Here is a 19,189-nt window from a genome sequence, read left to right as displayed (position 1 = left end):
CCTACATGGCTATGAACGACGAGACGGAACTTCTCGATAAGCCTCAGCTTCCGGCGGTTGCCCCTGAGGCTCCGGTCCCAGCCGAGCGGACCATCGATGCAGGCCTGCCGCCTAGTATCCGATCGGCCGTACGTAGCCATACGATCATCTGGATCGTCATCCTGTCGATCGGCCCGTTGGGTTTACCGCTGCTTTGGCTAAGCCCGAAGTACTCGGCCTGGTCGAAGGTATTGATCTCGCTGGCTACGGTCTTCTTCACGGTGATCCTGCCGGTTGCGGTGACGATCTACTGCGGCGAGTTTCTCGTTCACGAACTTCTGGACGCTCTGGAAGAAGCCAACCGAGCTGGCGGGGCAATCTAACGACCGTTTAGGCCTCGGCCGTTTCCTGGAGTTGTCGATAGTACTCCTGCACGACCGGACGACGATAAAGCGTCGCTAACACCTGGCGACGCTTTTCCAGAAGGTACACCTGGGCCTGTTCCGGGGTCATCCCCTTGGCTTTCATCAGCCAACACATGACGATCGTCGCACTGCGGGCTCGGCCTGCTTTGCAGTGGACGTAGACGTCCTTATTTTCGGCAACGAACCGTTCGATAAAACGCACCCCTTCGTCGATGTCCTCGACACTCGGGGGCGTAAAGTCGACCGTTGGTAGATAGAGTTGTTCGACGCCATGCTCTTTATAGATGTCCAGGGGCCCTTCATATTCGTGGCACGTATTGATCACTCCTTTGATGCCACTTTCGGCCAAATCGAGGGCCATCTTGCGCGACGGAACCGCCCCCACGAAAACATGCTCGTCGATTTCGTCGTACCAACGCCACCACTTGAGCCGCCGGATCATCGTCCAGTTATAGAAGTATGAGGGCCAGTAGATCGATTTCGCGTACAGATGTTGGAGAAAACGCTTCATGTTGGGCAAAAATGGTCCATTCCCGGGGGATATTCAGGTTTCAGCTCAGGAAGCCTGGCAATTGATTCCCTTTGCCTATGTCACCGATTATGATGGTTGGCGGTCTCTGAGCCCACCCTGCCCGAGCGAAATGTCGTGGCAGCCTACCCATATGGGCAAATATCATGCCTCCTTGCCCGCCTGAAAACATCCTGTGGAGAAACCTATCTATGTTGCGTCTGGTGTGTTGCTTGGGCCTGCTGCTGGGCATGGCCTCGTTTGCGTTCGCCGAAGAACCCGCTTTGAATCAACCGCCCAACGGTTTCAAGCAACTGTTCAACGGCAAGGATCTCACCGGCTGGAAGGGCCTCGTAGCCAATCCGAAGAAGCGAGCCGAGATGTCGCAGGAACAACTCGCCGAGGCGCAAGCCAAAGCCGACGAGTCGATGCGCGAGCATTGGCAAGTGGAAGATGGCGTGCTGGTTTTCGATGGCAAAGGTCAAAGCCTCTGCACGTCGCAGGATTACGCTGACTTCGAGATGTACGTCGACTTCAAAATCAAAGAAGCTGGCGACAGCGGCATCTATTTGCGTGGTAGCCCGCAAGTTCAAATCTGGGACCCGAGTAACAAGGGCCCCAATCCGAACGGTGTTGGCTCAGGCGGTTTGTACAACAACCAGAAGAACCCCAGCCAGCCACTGGTCACGGCCGACAATCCAATCGGCGAGTGGAACACCTTCTTCATTCGCATGATTGGCGACCGCGTCACCATCAAGCTGAACGGCAAGCTGGTAACCGATGACGTCGTGCTGGAAAACTACTGGGAACGCGACAAGCCAATCTACCGCACTGGCCAGATCGAACTGCAGAATCACGGCAACACGCTCTACTTCCGTAACATCTACATTCGCGAACTGGTCACGCCTGAACAGATCGCCAAGATCGAAGAGGCCCTGCCCCAACAGCCACGCGTCGAACCGAAGAAGAAGCACAACGTGCTGGTCTTCACCCGCTACGACGGCTTCCGTCACAGCTCGATCCCCGTGGGTGCGATGGCCGTGAAGATGCTGGGGGAAAAGACTGGCGCGTTTGATGCCCGCATCACGAACGACCTGACGATGCTCTCTCCTGAGACGCTGAAAGACTACGACGCGATCGTGATGGTCAACACGACCGGTTCGTGGATCAAACCCCGCGACGAAGACATCGCCAAGCTGGCCGCGGACGGAAAGCAGATGAGCAAGGCAGACGCCGAGCAGATGTTCCGAGAAAGCCTGCTCAACTTCGTCTCCAGCGGCAAGGGCCTGGTCGGTTTTCATGCTGCCAGCGACGCGAATTACCACTGGGAAGATTTCGGCAAATTGATTGGCGGTTACTTCCATGGTCACCCATGGCATGAAAAGGTGGGCATCAAAATCGATGACCCCGAGCACCCGCTGATGGCCGCGTTCGGCGGCGAGAACTTCGCGATCGTCGACGAGATCTACCAGTTCCGCGATCCCTACTCCCGCGATGCATTGCATGTGCTGCTTTCGCTGGATGTCGACACCACGAATATGGACAAAAAAGGCATCCATCGCAAGGATGGTGACTTCGCCGTTTCATGGGTTCGCAAATGGGGAGACGGCCGCGTCTTCTACAGCTCGCTGGGACACCGCGAAGAGATCTATTGGAACCCTCAAATGCTGAAGTTCTATCTCGACGGCATCCAGTTCGCTCTGGGTGACCTTGATGGACCGACGGCTCCGAGTGCCGCAAAATAAGAGAGAACGATAAGAGCCAACCACGGATTACACGCATAGGCACCGATGAAAGCGCAAGGTTCCATTCGTGCCTTATTCGTGTAATCCGTGGGGCTTTTTCCTGCCACTTCGACACCTATTCAAGGAATTCCCCTCATGACTTTTCGCTTCTTTCGCCCCTTGCTGGTGATGCTCGTCGTCCTGGCAATCGCTGCCACTTCCCAGGCAGAAGAGAAAGCCAAACTGAAAGCTCTGTTGATCACCGGCGGTTGTTGCCATGACTACCCGAACCAAATCAAGATTATCACGCAAGGTCTCAGCCAGCGCGTGAGCATCGACTGGGACGTCGCCCTGGCCGGAGAAGACCGGAAGATCAAAGTCCCGGTTTACGAAAACCACGACTGGATCAAGCCATACGACCTGGTCGTGCACAACGAGTGCTATGGGGCGGTCGAAGACGTCGACTTCGTCGAAGGGATCGTTAAAGCCCATACCGAGCACAAGATTCCGGCGATCTTCGTGCACTGCTCGATGCACAGCTACCGCAATGCCAAGACCGACGAGTGGCGTAAGCTGATCGGCATGCGAAGCACCAGCCACGAAGGCAAGCATCCGCTGGACGTGATCACACTCGTCGAAGATCACCCGATCATGAAAGGCTTCCCGCAGAACTGGAAGGTGGAACGCGGCGAGCTTTATAAGATTGAAAAGACGTGGGATTCCGCCACGCCGCTGGCCAAAGCATACGGCGTTGATACCAAGAAGGACCACACCGTCATCTGGTGCAACGAATACGAAGGGACCAAGACCTTCTCGACCACGTTGGGGCACTATAACGAAACGATGAATAACGATGCGTGGCTGAGCCTGGTCGCTCGCGGCATTCTGTGGACCGTCGACGGTCTGAACGACGACGGCTCCGCCAAAGCAGGCTTCGAAGGGACCGGCAAAGCCGAGATCGACCTCAGCAAGCCGAACCCCGACAAAGATAAGAGCCCGACGCCGGCGAAGTAGGAGGGTACCCCGAAGTCCTGAATTCACAATGCCTTATCAAAAGGCTATCCGCCTTCCAGCGGGTAGCCTTTCTTTATGTCCAATGTCGTCTCTAAGAAGCCTTTCGAGGCGAGCAAAAGATGGTTCGCGACGCGCTGCGCGACGATGATCGACCTTCTGACTCGTCGGCAATCTTCCGCAGCTGAGCTTGCGGGTACTCGTGGAAGCGCTGTTCCCCGACCGATTCGTAGATCGAAATCAAAGAAGGCCTGCGAAGAGTGCTCCCTAGACCTGGGCAGCCTAGGCATTGGTTACCGGTGCGATTCTTGCGCCACGATTCCATCGACGAACCTTCCCATAACCCGCGCAAGCTGTCTTCTTCCAGACTACCGAAGTAAACCCGTTGTCGCTGCTCGCCGCTGCAGCCGGTCATTTGACCGCAGGCACCAAACGTCACTACGCGATACGGTTCTTCGCACAGTTTCATCCCATAGTCAGCTTGTTGTTGTTCAAGCGAAAACGCGCTGGCCCCGCCACTACGCTGCACTCGGAAGGCTTCTCGCCAACTGAGTTGGTCCAATCGAGCAGCCAGATCGATCGATAGATTGCCTTGAGGAATCCGCACGACCAATTCCGACGAAAGCTGCCAGGCACTCTTTACGCGGGCATAGTATTCGATCGTTCGCAGCCAGACTTCCAGTTCGTCCGTTAGTTTTTCTTCGTCGGACTGTTGAAAGGGCAACAGTTGGTTACGAAGATCCTTGGGCAGGGTAAATTCGATCGCGGTGAAAGCCCGGAAGACCTCCTCCACCTCTTGCCGCATCATCCCCTCGCCACCGGTGAAGAGAATTCGCTGAGGAAAACCCGTCAGGGCAATCATACGGCCATGGTCGACCAGTTCGGCTAGTTCCCCAGGGTCGGCACCGACACCTCGTACATGAACCGAGTGGATCGTATCAATTGGGCGGCCAGCAGAGAGAATCTCGGACAACCGATCGGGCGTCATCATGACCCGCCGCGGACCGTTGGCATCAACCAGATGGAGTGACAATATCCATGGATCGTACTTCAGACGAGACATAACCCTAATGAACTTCCCTGTTTCGTGTAGGTGCGATCGCTGCGCGTTTTCTCAGGCAGCGTTCACTGCTCGGTCAAAGCCACCCCACGGGACGACCGTGATGTATCGATACGAAAATGGGGGTGTTGCTCAGGCCAAAGGTGCTTCTCGCGCCAGGTTCGTGCCATGGGGGCGCGAAACTAGATGATTCCCATTTCCCCTAAACGAAGCAATATCAACTCTCTATATTCCTCCCAGACGTGCTATCTTCGCTAGCAGATTAAGAACACGTGAATGTCCAATAAAGTAACGACGACAAACAGAACCAACACGAACGCAATACGTATGTGTTATCGGAACGCTATAGGAAGAGCAAATCCCTACCCCAGGCCCACCCCAATGAAATCGGAACAGATTTACCAGAAGCTAGGCGAGATCTTCCCAACTCTCAAACCGCTGCTTGAGGGAAAGAAGAAGAGCAAGTATCCGGGCCGTGAGAAACGGAAAACGCCACTGCGTGCGCCAGAGCCACCCAAAGATGCCAAGCCGGACCTGACGGAATTCTATGTGAAGTTCCCGCCCAAGTTTCAAGAGTCGGGACCTTACCGACTGGCGGAACTCAAAACGCTCGCGCGTGATGGAATGATTACCGGCGAGACGCATATCCGCACCGACAAAACATCGTGGATGTATGCCAGGAACATCAAAGGCTTGGTCGCCGAAGGGACCGAAGAAGAGTAGATCTCGCTGGGACTACGCCAGGATGTCGTGAACGACATTGCCGTGAACGTCCGTCAGGCGGTAGTCTCGGCCAGCGAAGTGGTAGGTGAGCCGTTCGTGATTCATGCCCAGACAGTGCAAAATGGTGGCCTGCAGGTCATGAATATGGACTTTGTTTTCGGCTACTTTGAAGCCCAGTTCGTCGCTGGCGCCGTATGAAAACCCAGGCTTCACACCGCCGCCTGCCATCCACAGGCTAAAGACGTCGGGGTAATGGTCACGACCCAGGACGTTACTGCCAGCTGTGCGACCTTCGCGGAATGGAGTCCGACCAAATTCGCCACCCCAGATCACCAGCGTTTCGTCCAGCAGTCCGCGTTGTTTCAGGTCCTTAATCAACGTAGTGACAGGCCGATCCATCGTGGCACACTTGTCCCGCAGACCATCTTGAAGACCGGTGGCGACACTGGTGCCGTGGAAATCCCAGCCCCAATCAAACAGTTGCACGAATCGAACGCCACGTTCCACAAGCCGCCGTGCGAGCAAGCAGTTGTTAGCCAAGCTTGAATCGCCCGGCTTTGCCCCGTAGGCATCGAGGGTGGCCTGCGTTTCCTGGCTCAGATCCATCGCTTCAGGGGCCGCCATCTGCATGCGGAAGGCCAGCTCATACTGGCTGATGCGGGTCTCGGTTTCCGGATTACCCATTCGCTGGAGTTCCATTTCGTTCAAGTCATTCATCGCATCGAGAGTCATGCGACGCATGTCCTTGTCCATGCCAGCCGGATTATTCAGGTACAGAACAGGATCCCCCTTCGATCGGCACTGGACGCCTTGGTAGACCGACGGCAGGAAGCCGCTTCCCCAATCGCTGTTACCGCCGGCCGGATTGACGCCGCTGGATACGAGCACCACGAACCCAGGCAGATTGGCATTTTCGGAGCCCAGCCCGTAGGTCACCCAAGAACCCATGGAAGGACGTCCCAATCGCGGCGATCCAGTATAGAGCAACAACTCGGCCGGGGCGTGATTGAACTGATCGGTATTCATGGAATGGATGAAGCAAAGGTCGTCGGCAACTTCTTCCAAGTGCGTCAGCGCATCTGACATCCACATCCCCGACTTACCAACCTTGCGGAACTTGTGGGGCGTCCCCATTAATTTGGGTGTTCCGGTAGTAAACGCGAACTCTTTGCCCTCAAAGAACTCTGCGGGACAGTCTTTGTCGTTGTGCTTGATCAGTTCTGGCTTGTAGTCGAACAAGTCCAGATTCGGCGGCGAACCCGTCATATGCAGGTAAATCACGGACTTGGCCTTGGCCGGAAAGTGCGGCTGAGCCGGAGCCATCGGGTTGCTGGGAGTGGCCTCGGCACCACTTGCCATGCCACCCAAGAGCGAACTCAGTGCGAGCCCTCCCAGGCCAGCCTGACACTGCGAGAGGAAGTATCTACGCGTAACGTTCTGCAAAGGTCGATGGAAAGGATTCATCGTCATCTCTCGTTCAATGGATTATCTCGAGCGGCCACCAACAGGGCGTTACCGGTTCAACGTCTCGTCCAGGTTCAAAAGTACATTTCCCAGAATGGTCCAAGCCGCGAGTTCGTCGGCGGCTGCCCCCTCTGGCAGTGGTCCCAAGGGATCGGTCGCCAACTTGGTCGCTTCTTCCGGCATGGATGAGTATTGTGACTTGGCCCGTTCGAACAGTTGGACCAACCGGGTCTTCTCCTGTTCGCTCGGCGGTCGCTTCAGAACGCGGCGGAATGCATCCGCGACTTTCTCTTCCAAGGAAAGCTCCTTCTGCTCCCAAACTTTACGGCCAAGGGCCTGCGCCGCTTCGATGTAGACCGGATCGTTCAGGGTCACCAAAGCCTGGAGCGGTGTGTTGGTCGTAATCCGGCGAATCGTACAGACTTCGCGGCTGGGTGCGTCGAATGTGGACATCGAAGGATAGGGAGTCGTTCGTCGCCACATCGTATAGACTCCGCGACGATAACGGTCTTCTCCGGAACTTGTCGTCCAGTCGGTCGCTCCGCCAAACGCCGCTTTGAGCCCTAGGTTCGGCCGGGGCGGATGGACTGATGGTCCATACATCTTCCTACTCAGAAGCCCGCTGGTCGCCAGGGCCTGGTCGCGCACCATCTCGGCAGACAAACGAACCCGCGGGCCACGCGAAACCAGTTGGTTCCGAGAATCTAATTCCAACTTTTCAGGAGTCGTCTTGGCCGACTGTCGAAATGCCTGGCTCATCACGATCTGCTTGACCAGCCACTTCGTATCCCACTCATGCTGCATCAACTCAACCGCAAGCGTATCCAGCAACTTCGGATGGGTCGGCAGTTCGCCCTGAGAACCAAAGTCTTCGCTGGTTTCGACAATGCCAATCCCAAACAACTGTTCCCAGTGCCGATTCACCACGACGCGCGCCGTTAGCGGGTTCTCTTTACTGACCAACCACTTGGCCATCGAAAGACGATCGGTCTTGGCTTCTTCAGGAAACGCGTGGAAGTTGTCAAGCACGCTCGCGGTGACTTCCTCGCCGCGCGACTGATAGTTGCCGCGAATCTGGATGTGCGTCTTACGATGCTTATCCGCCGGCAACTGCTTCATCACCGGCGTAGTGATCGGCTTGATGCTGTCCCGCTTCTTCTCCAGGCTGGCGATGCGTTTCTTTTGCTTCTCCAGTTCTGGCGAGTTGCCTTTGAGATAGGCAGCCAGTTCCACCCGAGCACGCTCGTCCATGCCATCTACGGACTTGGGAGGGACGAATTCGGCAGTCGGATTGAAGGGAGAATCGACCCTTCCCGCCCAAACCGGCTGGCGATTTTCATCCAAGATGATCACGCGGCACGATTTCATCCGATTGAATAGATCGCCATCGGTGCGATTCCAAATAACGACCTTATCGATCGTGGTGCTGGCACCCAAATCGACTTCCCACCAGGGGTTTTTCTCTTGCTTCGTGTGGATCGTGCTCATCGCTCCGGCGAAGTCGCCGTTGGTATTGCCATCGATCGCGAGATTCGCAGGGCCGTTATAGTCGACACTGATCTGAGAAGCCTTTCCGTTGACGGCCACGTTGTTCTCGTTCGAGAAGACCTGCACTTCCGCGATATGCAGATAGGCGCTGTCCGCAACGTTCTCGACTCGCACATAGCGACCCACGTTGGGGACGTTTTCCGACAAGGCAATCTCCGCCGAGTCTTCCAGCATCTGCTTCAGCTTCGCTTTGGCTTCCTCAATTTGCGACACGATGCCGGCCTTCTGCGACTCTTGTTCTTCCGTGAACCACCGATGCAGAGGCGATTCATCATTGCGGTCGGCATCTTCGGTTTGATTGAAGATCGCGAAGAACTCGAAGTATTCCTGCTGCGTGATCGGATCGTATTTGTGCGTGTGACATTGGGCACACTCCATGGTCAGCCCCATCCAGGCCTGAATGGTCGTATTCACTCGATCGATCACGGCCGCGTTGCGGAACTCTTCGTCGTTGGTGCCCCCTTCAGTGTTGGTCATCGTATTGCGATGAAACGCCGTGGCGATAATCTGATCTTGGGACGGATCAGGCAACAAATCGCCGGCGAGTTGCTCGATACTGAATTGATCGAACGGTTTGTTCTCGTTAATCGCTTTAATCACCCAATCGCGATAGGGCCAAATCGTTCGCGGGCTGTCCTTTTCGTAACCCATCGAGTCGGCGTAGCGTGCAATGTCGAGCCAGACGCGCGCCCAGCGTTCGCCATAGGCGGGATCGTCCAGCAAGCGGTCGACCAGTTTTTCGTAAGCATTGGGTGAGTCATCGTTGACGAAAGCTTCAGTTTCTTCCACCGACAACGGCAGTCCTGTCAGGGCAAAGGAAACACGACGAGCCAAAGCATAACGATCCGCTTCCTCATTCGGCGTGAGCCCTTCTTCCTCGAGCCGCTTGAGGATGAACGCGTCGATCTCGTTCTTCACCCAATCCGATTTCTGCACTTTAGGTGGTGCATGCTTCTTGGGAGGATCGAACGACCAGTGCGGCGCGTACTTGGCACCCTGCTCGATCCACTTGCGAATAAGCTTCACTTCTCGTTCGGAAAGCTGCTTGCCGATCTCAGGGGGTGGCATGCGCGTGAACTCGTCGTCCGCGATAATCCGAGCAAACAGTTCACTTTCGTCCACATTGCCAGGCACGATCGCCAGCAGGCCGCTATCGAGTTCTGCCTTGGCGTCCTCTTCAATGTCGAGGCGCAAACCGGCCTCACGCGATTCGGGATCAGGGCCGTGGCAATGGAAACACTTGCCGGAGAGGATCGGGCGAATGTCTCGGCCGAAATCAATATCATTCTCCTCGGCGGCAACCGTGGTGGTTAGCAGCGCCAAGCAGAATAAAGCCATGTAGGCATATAGGTCGGGTCTCATAGATCACCAGAAGGGGCTATGGTAGGCAGGCAGGGAAACTCGTCTCAACCCGAATGCATTATTTCTCAATTCGGGCAAAACAGCAAGATTCGATCACCCTGCAGCGGGGAAAAATCGCTCACTTAGCGATCATTTCTCCTCCTCAATTCCATAATTGATCTCAACTCTCAGTTCGGGAGATAGGCGTCTCGCTTGCGGAGATTTCGCCACTTTTCCTCGTACTTTTCGGCAAAATCCCAGCCTAATTCGCCGTAGATATCCGAGCGTTTCTTATACAGAAGCAAGTTCGTCGGATCATCGGCGATCATCTTGTTAAGCAGTTGCAGGGCTTCGGCTTGGCGATCGTGGCGGCGAAGACGCCGGAGATGAACTAGAGCGTATTTCTTATCGGTGGTATCGACCCAGCTTGCCAGATCGTCAAACGCTTTCTCAAATAGCTCGGCTCGTTCTTTCTCGTCCTTCGGCTCTTTGCGGATGTCTTTATTTTCTGGGTGCTCTGGGTCATCCTCTGGCAGATCCATATAGGCGATGGCTCGGGCTTTGCGGAAAAGCGTATCGATGATCGCTTCCTTCAGCTCGGTCATTTCCTTCATCTGCTTCTTTTCTTTGTCCGTTTCCGGATCGCGGCGTTCGGCAAAATAGCTTCGCACCTTACCGACGTTAATTGCTTTAAGAACCTCGTCGGCGGCCTGAACCACTTCGGGGAGGTGATCCTTGCGATCGTTCTCGTCCAGCAAGATCAACTTGGCTTGCAGCAGCGGAACGTGCTTCTTCTTTTCCTTGTTCAACTCCTTGAACAGATTATCGAATTCGTTCTTCTGCTTCTTATCTTTGAGCGTCTTCAGGTAAGCAAGCTTGGTTTCGAAGAGCTTGTCGGCCAGCGTTGGCTCATCCTCTTTCGGCGGATCAGGCGTTTCCGTTTTAGGTGTCGGCTGCGGGCCGACGACGTACTGCAAAGGAAAGCCGCCAGGGCGTCGAGCGTCGCCACCCAGCTTGGCATCGGAATCACCAAACTGAATCTCCCCGATCAACAAATCCCCCGGCGAGGCTTGTTTGGGGAGGCCTTTCGGATTGGTCGTCAGGAAAACGGGAAGTAGTTGCCCAGGACGAAGCCAGGCAGCACTGAAGCCCCCTTCCTGGTTGGCCGCTTTCTCATGCGTATCGAAGGTGCGAATGCCTGGGCCGCTGATCTTGTAGTCGAGCCAGATGGGCATGTCTTCCAGTTCCAGTACCTTGTCGCGATTCTCTTGGCGGAAGTAGAACGTCAACGTGTACTTCCCCCTGTCGAGCGATGCTTCGCGGCCACCGGCCCCGGTTGTCATGACGCGTTTGTTGGCGTCGTAAATGACGTACACGCCACCAGAGTATCGATCATAACCGTTAGCCCAGATGATTGGCTCTGGCGTGACGGTCGACTTTTCGCTCAGGGTAAACTCGTAGGTAAGCGTGATGCCGTAATTCAATCGCTTCCGCGGGAATTCGTCCCGCTCGGGATCGAGGGCTTCGACTTCACTCTTCACTGGCAGCAGCGTCTTGCGCAGCTTTTCAAACTTGGCGCTCGGTTTGATCTGCATCGGGCCCAGGCTCGATTGCACGTCGATGCGGTGAATCGGGTTCGTTCCGTCCCAGGTCAACTCGGCAGGGCTCGGCAGGATGCCGAAGAACGTCGCTTCGAGTTCAACCTCATTTTGGCCGAGCGTCGACCAATACTGGGCCAGGGTCATTTCCAAAGTCTTCCCTTCGGCCACGGCAAAGCTGATTTCGGTAGCCTCGTTGGGCTCGACCCGCAGGAAGCTTTGCTTTTCGATCGTCGGAAACGAGCGATCTTCCAGCCGCTGCAGGGCATGAAACACGAACAGCTTGGTGTCGTCCGCTTTCGTGGGCTTTACGCGAACGTTGACCCACGTGGCCCCCATCGGCACCTCGATAAACGTCCGATCAATCTGCCCAGGCTGAAGCTGTAAGGTTGTTTTGAATTCAGTGGGAGTCTTCTTCGGGGATGGCACCAACACGGTAATCGGCACTCGGAATCGCGGCCCCATGTCAGGCCGATCCGCGTAGTAACCCTCGACCGAAGCGAAGTGCGCGCCCGGCTTCAGATTGCGTGGATCGACTTCCATCTTGAAGGTGCGACCGCCATGGTTCACGTAAAAGTTTTGCGGGATCTTCACCCAGTCTGCGTCGCACTTCAGGAAGAACTCGGCGCGATAGTCGGCCCGGGGACCAAACTTGGCATCTTCGTTGAACTGAGGATCGACTTCGACCGTGACTTCCTGGGCACGTTTAATCTCTTCCGGTTCTCGCAAGTAGACACCTCGTTTGGTGCGCATGCCCGGCAAGGAAACGTCGTAGCGAACTTCCGGTTCCACTTCGTCACGATGATCTTCCAGCCAGTCGAAGGCCGCATCGACTTGGATCAGCCCCTGGCCATTGGCCCAGACGGATCCACCTTCGAGCTTGCGTGCCGTGTTCTTGATGGCCAGCTTGACCGATTCCGGCGTGTAGGCGATTTTCTCTTGCTTCAGTCCGCTCAGGATCAATGCCACTCCACCGCACGCATTGGGCGAGGACATCGAGGTCCCGTTCATCAGACTGCCAGGAGAAAGTGACCAGCGCGAGACAGGTGAAACCGCACCGCCTGGTGCCGTGATATCGACACCCAGGTCACCATCCATCGTTGGTCCGCGTGAACTCCAGGTGAACGGCTTTTCGCCAAGTTCTTCGCGCACCGAATATGCCGCGGACATCAGCTCAGGCGAGACGTAGGCACCCACACCGAGAATAGCCGAGGTCGTTCCGCCTGGGCTGCCGACGGTGCTTAGCCCAGGGCCATCATTGCCGGCGCTGGCCACGAAGATCACACCGTAGCGATTGACGATCTCTGAGAACAACCGAGCCGTTCGCCCGGTGCTCCACTCCGGCGAAGGCCCACCGTAGCTCATATTGATCAGGTCGCACTTATTCTCCAGCACGGCAATCAGACCGCGATCTTCACCGATCCCGGTCGAATTCGACCCGAGTCGCGAGTCGCCAATCTTCACCGAAACAATCTGTGCCCCAGGAGCCACGCCGTTGAGTTCGGGCGTGTCGGGATAGTTCGCCGCGATAATCCCGCCGACATGCGTACCGTGGGTGCCGGCATCGCAGACGATGCTCAGCACATCGCCGTCCTGATAAATGTTCACGGCGAACGTCACGAGGTCGACCTCACCGAAGGTCGAGTATTGACGTTTGACTTTGTAGTTGGTCATCAGCTTTTCGTCGCTGAGGTCGCCATCTTCGTCCGTATCGATGGCCGCTTGCCACGAGTTGCCATCGTTGAAAACGACACAGTCATAGATCGGACCTGGGTCGCTCCAGTTCTTACCCAACTTGGTCAGTTCTTCCAGCCGAACTTCGAGTTCCTTCTTCTCTTTGAGTTTCTCACCCCTAGGCTTGGGATTGGCTTTCTTGAATGCTTCCAACTCGCGAGTCAACTGCTCGACCTTCGCGCGCACGGCTTCGTCCCAAAGCTTGCGGTTTTCGGCTCGCAGACGCGGAATGAGATGATCGGGAAAGAGTTCGTACGCTGGCTTCATGCCAACGCGGTACTCCCCACTGGGGTTGTTCCACTTTTCGGGAATGGTCAGCTTGCGCCCGGTCAGCCCTTCGATCTGACCTTCTTCCACTTTGCGAATGGTCGTCGTGTTGACGTCCCCACTGCCGGTGGCGTCGATCATGTCGATGACCTTGGGCTTGCCATCGGACGTGACTTGAAGACCTGGCGCAGCCGGATCGCAGCCGGTATCAAACACGGCGACGATGACGTCACGGCCATCAAATTTGCGGTGCTGCTTCAAATAGCGTGTCGCACCGATCTCCTTTTTAGGAAGCAGGTCGGCCGTCGGGAAAAAAGCGTCCTGAGCAAATGCCGGCGCAGAGCAAGTGACCAACAAAACGAAGGCGAAGCAGAAACGAATCATGGCTGGCTTAGGTTGAAGGAACGATCGCAGGTCGATTAAGGATGCAAGCGTAGCCCGCATAGTTTACGCAAACCCTCTATTCTAGGTCGTAAGTCCCCCAGGGGCGATGGTCAAAGATGTAGAAAATTCCGCAGAATCGGCAGAAACCCAACAAAAAAGGTCGCGTGAACGACGATGTTCACGCGACCTTTACGAAGTCCCGCAGTCTACCCAAACGCGTGGCCTGCTATTTCTTCTTAAGGGTCGAGATGTAGTCGACCACATCGACCAGTTCCTGAACGGTCATCAGTTTCTGCAGATCGTTCGGCATGACCGAGATAGGAAGCTTACGGATCTCTTCCACTTCATTCTTGGGAATGGTGCGGACAAGACCTTCGGCATTGGTGATCGTGATCGAATCGGCCGTCTCGCTCGTTTTCAAGCCGGCGATCGCGGTACCACTATCGGTCAGCACAGCCCAGTTTTCGTAGTTATGACTAATGCCAGCACTTGGATAAAGAATCGCCTCGAACATCGCCTCGCGACTCAGCTTCGAGCCAATCTCGCTCAGGTCAGGTCCGACTTCTTTACCTTCCTTGTTCACGATGTGGCACTTGTTACAGGTACCTTCAGTGGTGAAGACCTTCTTGCCGTTATCAACGGAGCCTCTCATCTTCACCAACTGATCCATCGGAGGCAGGGGCTTGTTATCCTTCGAGGGGGGTTGCGGGAAGATCTCGGCGGCCTGACTGCGGACGTCGTTCCAAACGGCGATCTTCAGCGGAGCGGCCGCGGCCTGCATCAGCTCGGGGTCGAGCTTGCCGCTCTTGGCAAGTTCCAGTAACTGCTTGGCCGACTTCTCGTTATTAGCCAAGCCCTTCACCGCTGCGCGGCGAACTTGCAGATCGGCTTTCGAGTCGTTCAACGTTCGTCGTAACCAGGCAGTCGCCTGGCCACTGCTGCTATTGGAAATCGCAGTAGTCAGCGCCAGCTTTTGTTCGGGCGTGCCTAAGGTCAGGATGTCGGCAAGCAACTCGTTCTGCCCACGACGCAGCAGCACATCGGCAGCGGCCACGCCGATCGCGCTTTCTGGTTGAGCAATGGCCAGCTCTCGGAGTTGGCCATAATGCTGCTTGAGCTGGAAACGGTCGACCAGGTCGACGTACATCGACGTCCCTTCGAGCTTGGCCAGTGCCTTTTCCATGGCGGCCGCCGACTCGGGGTTATTGGCATCGTAGTTCTTCAGACGCTTGACCGACTCTGAGATAATCATCGTCTCGGCAGCATCATGTCGCGTGCCGGCGAAAGCCAACGCAGCGACCGCGCTGTTCACGCCATCGGCGTTCGGCTGGAAGTCAAGTGCTCGGAAGTAACGAGCCAGCTTGTCCGCCGAGTTCTTCTTGTCTTCGATGATCGAAGCCAACAGCCTAGGCGTCTGCGTAGCGCGGCTCCGCCAGACGACGTCCTTCTCAACATCGGTATCGATGTTGCCATCAATGGCCGACAGGTAAGCCGCCAGGCGGCTGTCCCAATGCAGGTCAGCCCCGATGCCGAGTGCTTCCAGGTACCAGCGATCTTTCCCGTCGTACTGCTTGGCCAGCTGAGCCCATTGCTGAGAAGCCTTGTCACTGCCGTCAAAGCGAAGCTCGATGGCGGCACTGCGGAGAACTTGAGGGTTCTTATCCTCCAGGACCTTCGCCACAACTTCGGTGGCTGGAATCTTCAGCTGATGCGCCAGGCGTAGACCGACAATGCGGAGGTCGGGGTTATCGGAAGCCAACGCCAGGTCGACATACTGACTCCCCTTCCCTTCGATCTTACCCAGAAGCCATAGGAGGCGAGCCTTTTCCCGGGTGTCCTTGGCCGAATCATAGGCCGCTTTCAGTGCCGCTTCGGCCTTGGCACCTTGCTTGTGCAAGTTCGTCCAGGCGATGTAGCGTACCGAAAGACATGGGTTGTTCAGCGCTTTGATGCAGCCTTCGGTGGTGGTGAAGTCAAATTTCGGCACGATGTACTTGGACCCTTCCGGGGCGACGCGGAACAGGCGGCCGCGATCGAGGTCGCGTTGAGCATGTCCACCGACGCCTGGATCGTACCAGTCACTGACGAATAACGAACCATCAGGAGCTACGCACACGTCCGCTGGGCGGAACCAGTTATCGCGGGCACCTTGCAAGATATCGACCGACTCGGCCGAGAAGCCAGCTCCGTCTTTCTTGACCGGATAAGCGCGAACGATGCTTGGACCAGCATCGCAGTGGATCACTTGATTGTGGAAGACCTTGGGCAATAAGTCCCCTTCGTAAACGCAAATGCCGGTAGGTGAGCCGGCACCCGTTTGCAGCAGGTTAGGCACGACGCCTGGGTCGTTCAAGTGCCAGTGCTGCAGTGGGACCTCGCTTTCCATGTTGGTACGAGGATCACGCCAGCCGGCGCCGGTCATCTGGTCGCGGTAACCATAGTTACCGTACTGCATCACGTAGTTAATGCGTACGCCGCGGTTGCCGTCGTCGTCGTTATCACTTTGCCACAAATTGCCCAGCGAATCGACGGTGACTTCGTAGTTGTTGCGAAAGTTGTGTCCGAGGACTTCGAACTCGCTTCCATCCAGATTACAGCGAAATGGCATACCACCGAAATAAGGCTGACCATCGTCAATCACTTCGTTGCCAGCCAGGTCGACAACTATCTTGCCGTTGGCGTCGTAAACATGCTTGCCGGTGTTACCGACGTTCCAGTAAAGCTTGCCATCTGGGCCAAAGAGAAAGCTGTGGGCGGAGTGGTCGTGCTGAGGCTGGCCGGTATTGGTGAACAGAAGCTCTTTCTTCTCAGGCTTGTCGTCACCATTTTCATCGGTAAAGACGTAGATATTGGGTGAAGCGGAAACGATGACCTTATTTCCCAGCACGCAAATACCCATCGCCGAATCGATGTCGCGACCTTGATAATAGACCTTGGACTTCTCGGCTACTCCGTCCCCATCTTCATCTTCCAGGATGAGGATCCGATCCCCTTCTTCACGGCTGCCGTTGTTGCGGCGGTAGTTCATCACGTCGCATACCCAGATGCGGCCACGATGATCGATATCGATATTGGTTAGGCTCTTCAGATCTGGCTCGGAAGCAGTGAGCGTTGCCTTGAGACCCGGGTAAACGTCAAGATTCGCGACCGCATTCTCAGGACCGCGTCCGGCACTCTCGGCTTGCTCGGAAACGTTGCCGGGGTCGGTAGTGTAAACGGCAAACTGAACGGACGTATGGCCACCACCATTTTGATTCGTACCGCCATTGTCGAGCGCGCCCTTGGCCACGAAGGTCGTATAGCCTTCGGGCAGATCATATTCAATCACGGAATTGGCGTGCGTGCCGATGCCATTTTCGTAAGGCTTGCCGTTGACCATCAGCGGTCTGCCGTCGACGTTACGATTCTTGTTGACCTCACGCCAGTCGGTGGTTGCCTTCTTCCAGTTCAGTTCGGTCAGCTTCTTTTCACCACTGGGACCAACCAGCTTGGGCTCAATCCAATCGGCCCAGTCGCAGCTGTAGCCGTTCCCGCCGTCGCTGACGACGAGAAACAGCTTCTTGGCCCCTTTCAGGTCGACCTTAATGTCGACCTGATGTCCCGGAGTCGCGGTGGTGACGACGGGACTTTGATACAGAGGCTTTACATTCTGGGAAACTTTTTTAGCCGCAGGCTTTTTGGCTTCCTGTTTTTTCGGCTGCGGCTTCGGTTCGGGAATCAGGCCTTCCATGTCGTCTCGAGAGAGAGAAACTGACTCGACGCCGTTTTCCGGAACTTCTTCGTGGCTGATCCACACGATGGCGTTGAGAGCCACTTTGCGGAAGTTAGGGTCAGCCCAATTCCAGTGGAAGTGCCCACCGGTAAAACCAAAACCACGGCCGCCATCTTCACGCTCGGCAGCCCAGGCAACATGCTGAGGCTGACCTTTCATCGCGCGAACGTGCTGGTTGCCGCTATGCGGTCCGTCGGGTCGACTCAGCGTGCTTTCTGGCGGCGTGGCGGTCAGAATCGGAGTGACTCCTACCATTTCGTTGCGAAACCGCATGTTGTAGTACCACTCGTCATTGATCTCGAATGGCTCGACACCGTTGGCGATGGGGTGATCTGGCAGCGCCTTGAACGAGGCCGTCCAGTGCGGATTGACGCTCCACCACGTTTCAAAGTAACCACCAATCCAGTCGACGAACTTGTCGCCAGGCTCTCCCTTGGGGATTTCCACTCCGTAATGAATGCATGCCAGACCGACGCCCTTGTCCATCAGCTTCTGGAACTCTTCCAGGTGCGGCTTCAGCAGGTGACGTTCGCCGCCATCGCAGTAGACAACCACCGCATCGGCATTGTCGAACGCGGTCGGATCGTCAGGCCAACCCCCTTTGTAGATCGAAGCTTCGAACTGCGGCATGTTCTCGGTTAGGGCCAACATCAACAGGCGACAACCGGCAACGTGTTCGTGATCGCCCCAGGCATGGCTTGGCGTACCGGGAACAAAGACGACCTTCTTCTTACCTTCCTGCAAAGGAAGACGCTTGAGCATGATGTCCTTGAATTGGACCTTCATCGGCGGACCGGCATGCAGCTGCAGTGCCAGGATGCCGCTGGTGCGGGAATCCTTTTCGCCTTCATCGATAACTTCGCTGAAGACTTCACCATTGATCTTATGAATCAGGTGATTTCCCTTGGCGATGATGTGGTAATCGTTCCAGTCTTCCTGCTTGATCTTGTCTTGCAGTTCAGCCGACTCGGCAAAGCGTTCCTTCTGGGGATCTTTGTTGCCGTCATGAACGATTACCTTTTCGCCGCGTTGAGCGAGGATACCGCGACCGCGTTCTTCGTAGTTGATGCCGCTGTAGGTCGTGCCGCTATCGATGTCGGCCTGGTAGCCTTTGACGACATGGTTGCCCAGGTCGGTCGACCGGTACTGAATGCCGGAGTTGCCACCGACGATGCGGTACTTCAGCTTCAGTTCGAAGTCGTCGACCTTGCCCTGATCCCAAATGATAAACGTGTTTCCCTTGGTGGGATTCTCGGACGTCGTCGTTCCGGTAATCGCGCCATCTTCGACGCTCCAAAACTTATCGATGCCGCTCCAACCGTTGAGCGTCTTGCCATCAAAAATAGGCTTGAAGCCGGCATCGTCCGCCGAAGCGGTATTCGCCGCGGCGGTCGCGATAAAGCCGACCAAAAGCCATGTCAGATGCTTAATCATGAGAGTGAAATCTCCTGCATTCATGTAGGTAACGGGATGCGTGTCGACAACCGCGCGCGGCTGATGAGAAGCTTGCGAATGTGGGGTGCGTTCGCCAGGCTGGCTGGAAGTTTGCGATCAGTGCATCACCCTTCCAGAAGACGAACGTGCGGTTGGTCACTGTGTAGTTTAGCGGGGAAGAACCGAGAAATGCACTAGATCGTGTCTATTTCTGCGT

The 19,189-nt window shown here is 55.9% G+C and carries 10 protein-coding genes; 4 read left to right on the top strand and 6 right to left on the bottom strand.

Annotated features, from left to right (window positions below; translation table 11 throughout):
* Positions 1-11: 11 nt before the first annotated feature.
* Positions 12-362 carry a hypothetical protein gene (locus tag Pan97_RS01195; RefSeq protein WP_144969977.1) on the top strand — a complete coding sequence of 117 codons (351 nt, stop codon included), beginning with the start codon at positions 12-14 and terminating at the stop codon, positions 360-362.
* Positions 363-369: 7 nt separating this feature from the next.
* Here the strand turns inward: Pan97_RS01195 and Pan97_RS01190 are convergent, their stop codons facing one another.
* A complete protein-coding gene (locus Pan97_RS01190) occupies positions 370-915 on the bottom strand; it encodes a phosphatidylglycerophosphatase and protein-tyrosine phosphatase 1 family protein (protein WP_196782240.1) in 546 nt (181 codons plus the stop codon).
* Positions 916-1,124: 209 nt separating this feature from the next.
* Here Pan97_RS01190 and Pan97_RS01185 point away from each other — a divergent pair, with 209 nt between their 5' ends.
* Together Pan97_RS01185 and Pan97_RS01180 are read left to right on the top strand one after the other, a co-directional pair.
* Entirely contained in the window at positions 1,125-2,657 is a 1,533-nt protein-coding gene (locus Pan97_RS01185) for a ThuA domain-containing protein (protein ID WP_206668916.1), read from the top strand.
* A gap of 135 nt (positions 2,658-2,792) precedes the next feature.
* The gene (locus Pan97_RS01180) at positions 2,793-3,650 is read left to right on the top strand and encodes a ThuA domain-containing protein (protein ID WP_144969972.1); all 858 of its coding nucleotides are present in this window, start codon (positions 2,793-2,795) and stop codon (positions 3,648-3,650) included.
* 91 nt (positions 3,651-3,741) lie between these two features.
* Here Pan97_RS01180 and Pan97_RS01175 read toward each other — a convergent pair whose 3' ends face one another.
* Positions 3,742-4,710 carry an SPASM domain-containing protein gene (locus tag Pan97_RS01175; RefSeq protein WP_144969970.1) on the bottom strand — a complete coding sequence of 323 codons (969 nt, stop codon included), beginning with the start codon at positions 4,708-4,710 and terminating at the stop codon, positions 3,742-3,744.
* Positions 4,711-5,088: 378 nt separating this feature from the next.
* Between Pan97_RS01175 and Pan97_RS01170 the strand changes: the two genes are divergently transcribed.
* On the top strand, positions 5,089-5,430 hold the full coding sequence (locus Pan97_RS01170) for a DUF4339 domain-containing protein (RefSeq protein WP_144969968.1): 342 nt from the start codon (positions 5,089-5,091) through the stop codon (positions 5,428-5,430).
* Positions 5,431-5,442: 12 nt separating this feature from the next.
* On the opposite strand, the gene Pan97_RS01165 is transcribed toward Pan97_RS01170, so the two are convergent.
* From Pan97_RS01165 to Pan97_RS01150, 4 genes are all read right to left on the bottom strand, one after another.
* Positions 5,443-6,894 carry a DUF1501 domain-containing protein gene (locus Pan97_RS01165; protein WP_144969966.1) on the bottom strand — a complete coding sequence of 484 codons (1,452 nt, stop codon included), beginning with the start codon at positions 6,892-6,894 and terminating at the stop codon, positions 5,443-5,445.
* Positions 6,895-6,942: 48 nt separating this feature from the next.
* Entirely contained in the window at positions 6,943-9,804 is a 2,862-nt protein-coding gene (locus Pan97_RS01160) for a DUF1553 domain-containing protein (protein ID WP_144969964.1), read from the bottom strand.
* 167 nt (positions 9,805-9,971) lie between these two features.
* Positions 9,972-13,766, bottom strand: a complete 3,795-nt coding sequence (locus Pan97_RS01155; protein WP_165698550.1) for a S8 family serine peptidase — start codon at positions 13,764-13,766, stop codon at positions 9,972-9,974.
* Between the two features lie 226 nt (positions 13,767-13,992).
* Complete coding sequence (locus Pan97_RS01150) at positions 13,993-18,972, bottom strand: PVC-type heme-binding CxxCH protein (protein ID WP_144969960.1); 4,980 nt, start codon at positions 18,970-18,972, stop codon at positions 13,993-13,995.
* Positions 18,973-19,189: the final 217 nt, after the last annotated feature.

This window comes from Bremerella volcania, assembly GCF_007748115.1.
GTDB classification, from domain to species: Bacteria; Planctomycetota; Planctomycetia; order Pirellulales; family Pirellulaceae; genus Bremerella; species Bremerella volcania.
This window is presented reverse-complemented; position numbering and strand designations above follow the sequence as displayed.

Coding starts and splice junctions, on each gene's coding strand:
- Pan97_RS01195 (WP_144969977.1), top strand. CDS start 12: ATGAACGACGAGACGGAACTTCTCGATAAGCCTCAGCTTCCGGCGGTT.
- Pan97_RS01190 (WP_196782240.1), bottom strand. CDS start 915: ATGAAGCGTTTTCTCCAACATCTGTACGCGAAATCGATCTACTGGCCC.
- Pan97_RS01185 (WP_206668916.1), top strand. CDS start 1,125: ATGTTGCGTCTGGTGTGTTGCTTGGGCCTGCTGCTGGGCATGGCCTCG.
- Pan97_RS01180 (WP_144969972.1), top strand. CDS start 2,793: ATGACTTTTCGCTTCTTTCGCCCCTTGCTGGTGATGCTCGTCGTCCTG.
- Pan97_RS01175 (WP_144969970.1), bottom strand. CDS start 4,710: ATGTCTCGTCTGAAGTACGATCCATGGATATTGTCACTCCATCTGGTT.
- Pan97_RS01170 (WP_144969968.1), top strand. CDS start 5,089: ATGAAATCGGAACAGATTTACCAGAAGCTAGGCGAGATCTTCCCAACT.
- Pan97_RS01165 (WP_144969966.1), bottom strand. CDS start 6,894: ATGAATCCTTTCCATCGACCTTTGCAGAACGTTACGCGTAGATACTTC.
- Pan97_RS01160 (WP_144969964.1), bottom strand. CDS start 9,804: ATGAGACCCGACCTATATGCCTACATGGCTTTATTCTGCTTGGCGCTG.
- Pan97_RS01155 (WP_165698550.1), bottom strand. CDS start 13,766: ATGATTCGTTTCTGCTTCGCCTTCGTTTTGTTGGTCACTTGCTCTGCG.
- Pan97_RS01150 (WP_144969960.1), bottom strand. CDS start 18,972: ATGATTAAGCATCTGACATGGCTTTTGGTCGGCTTTATCGCGACCGCC.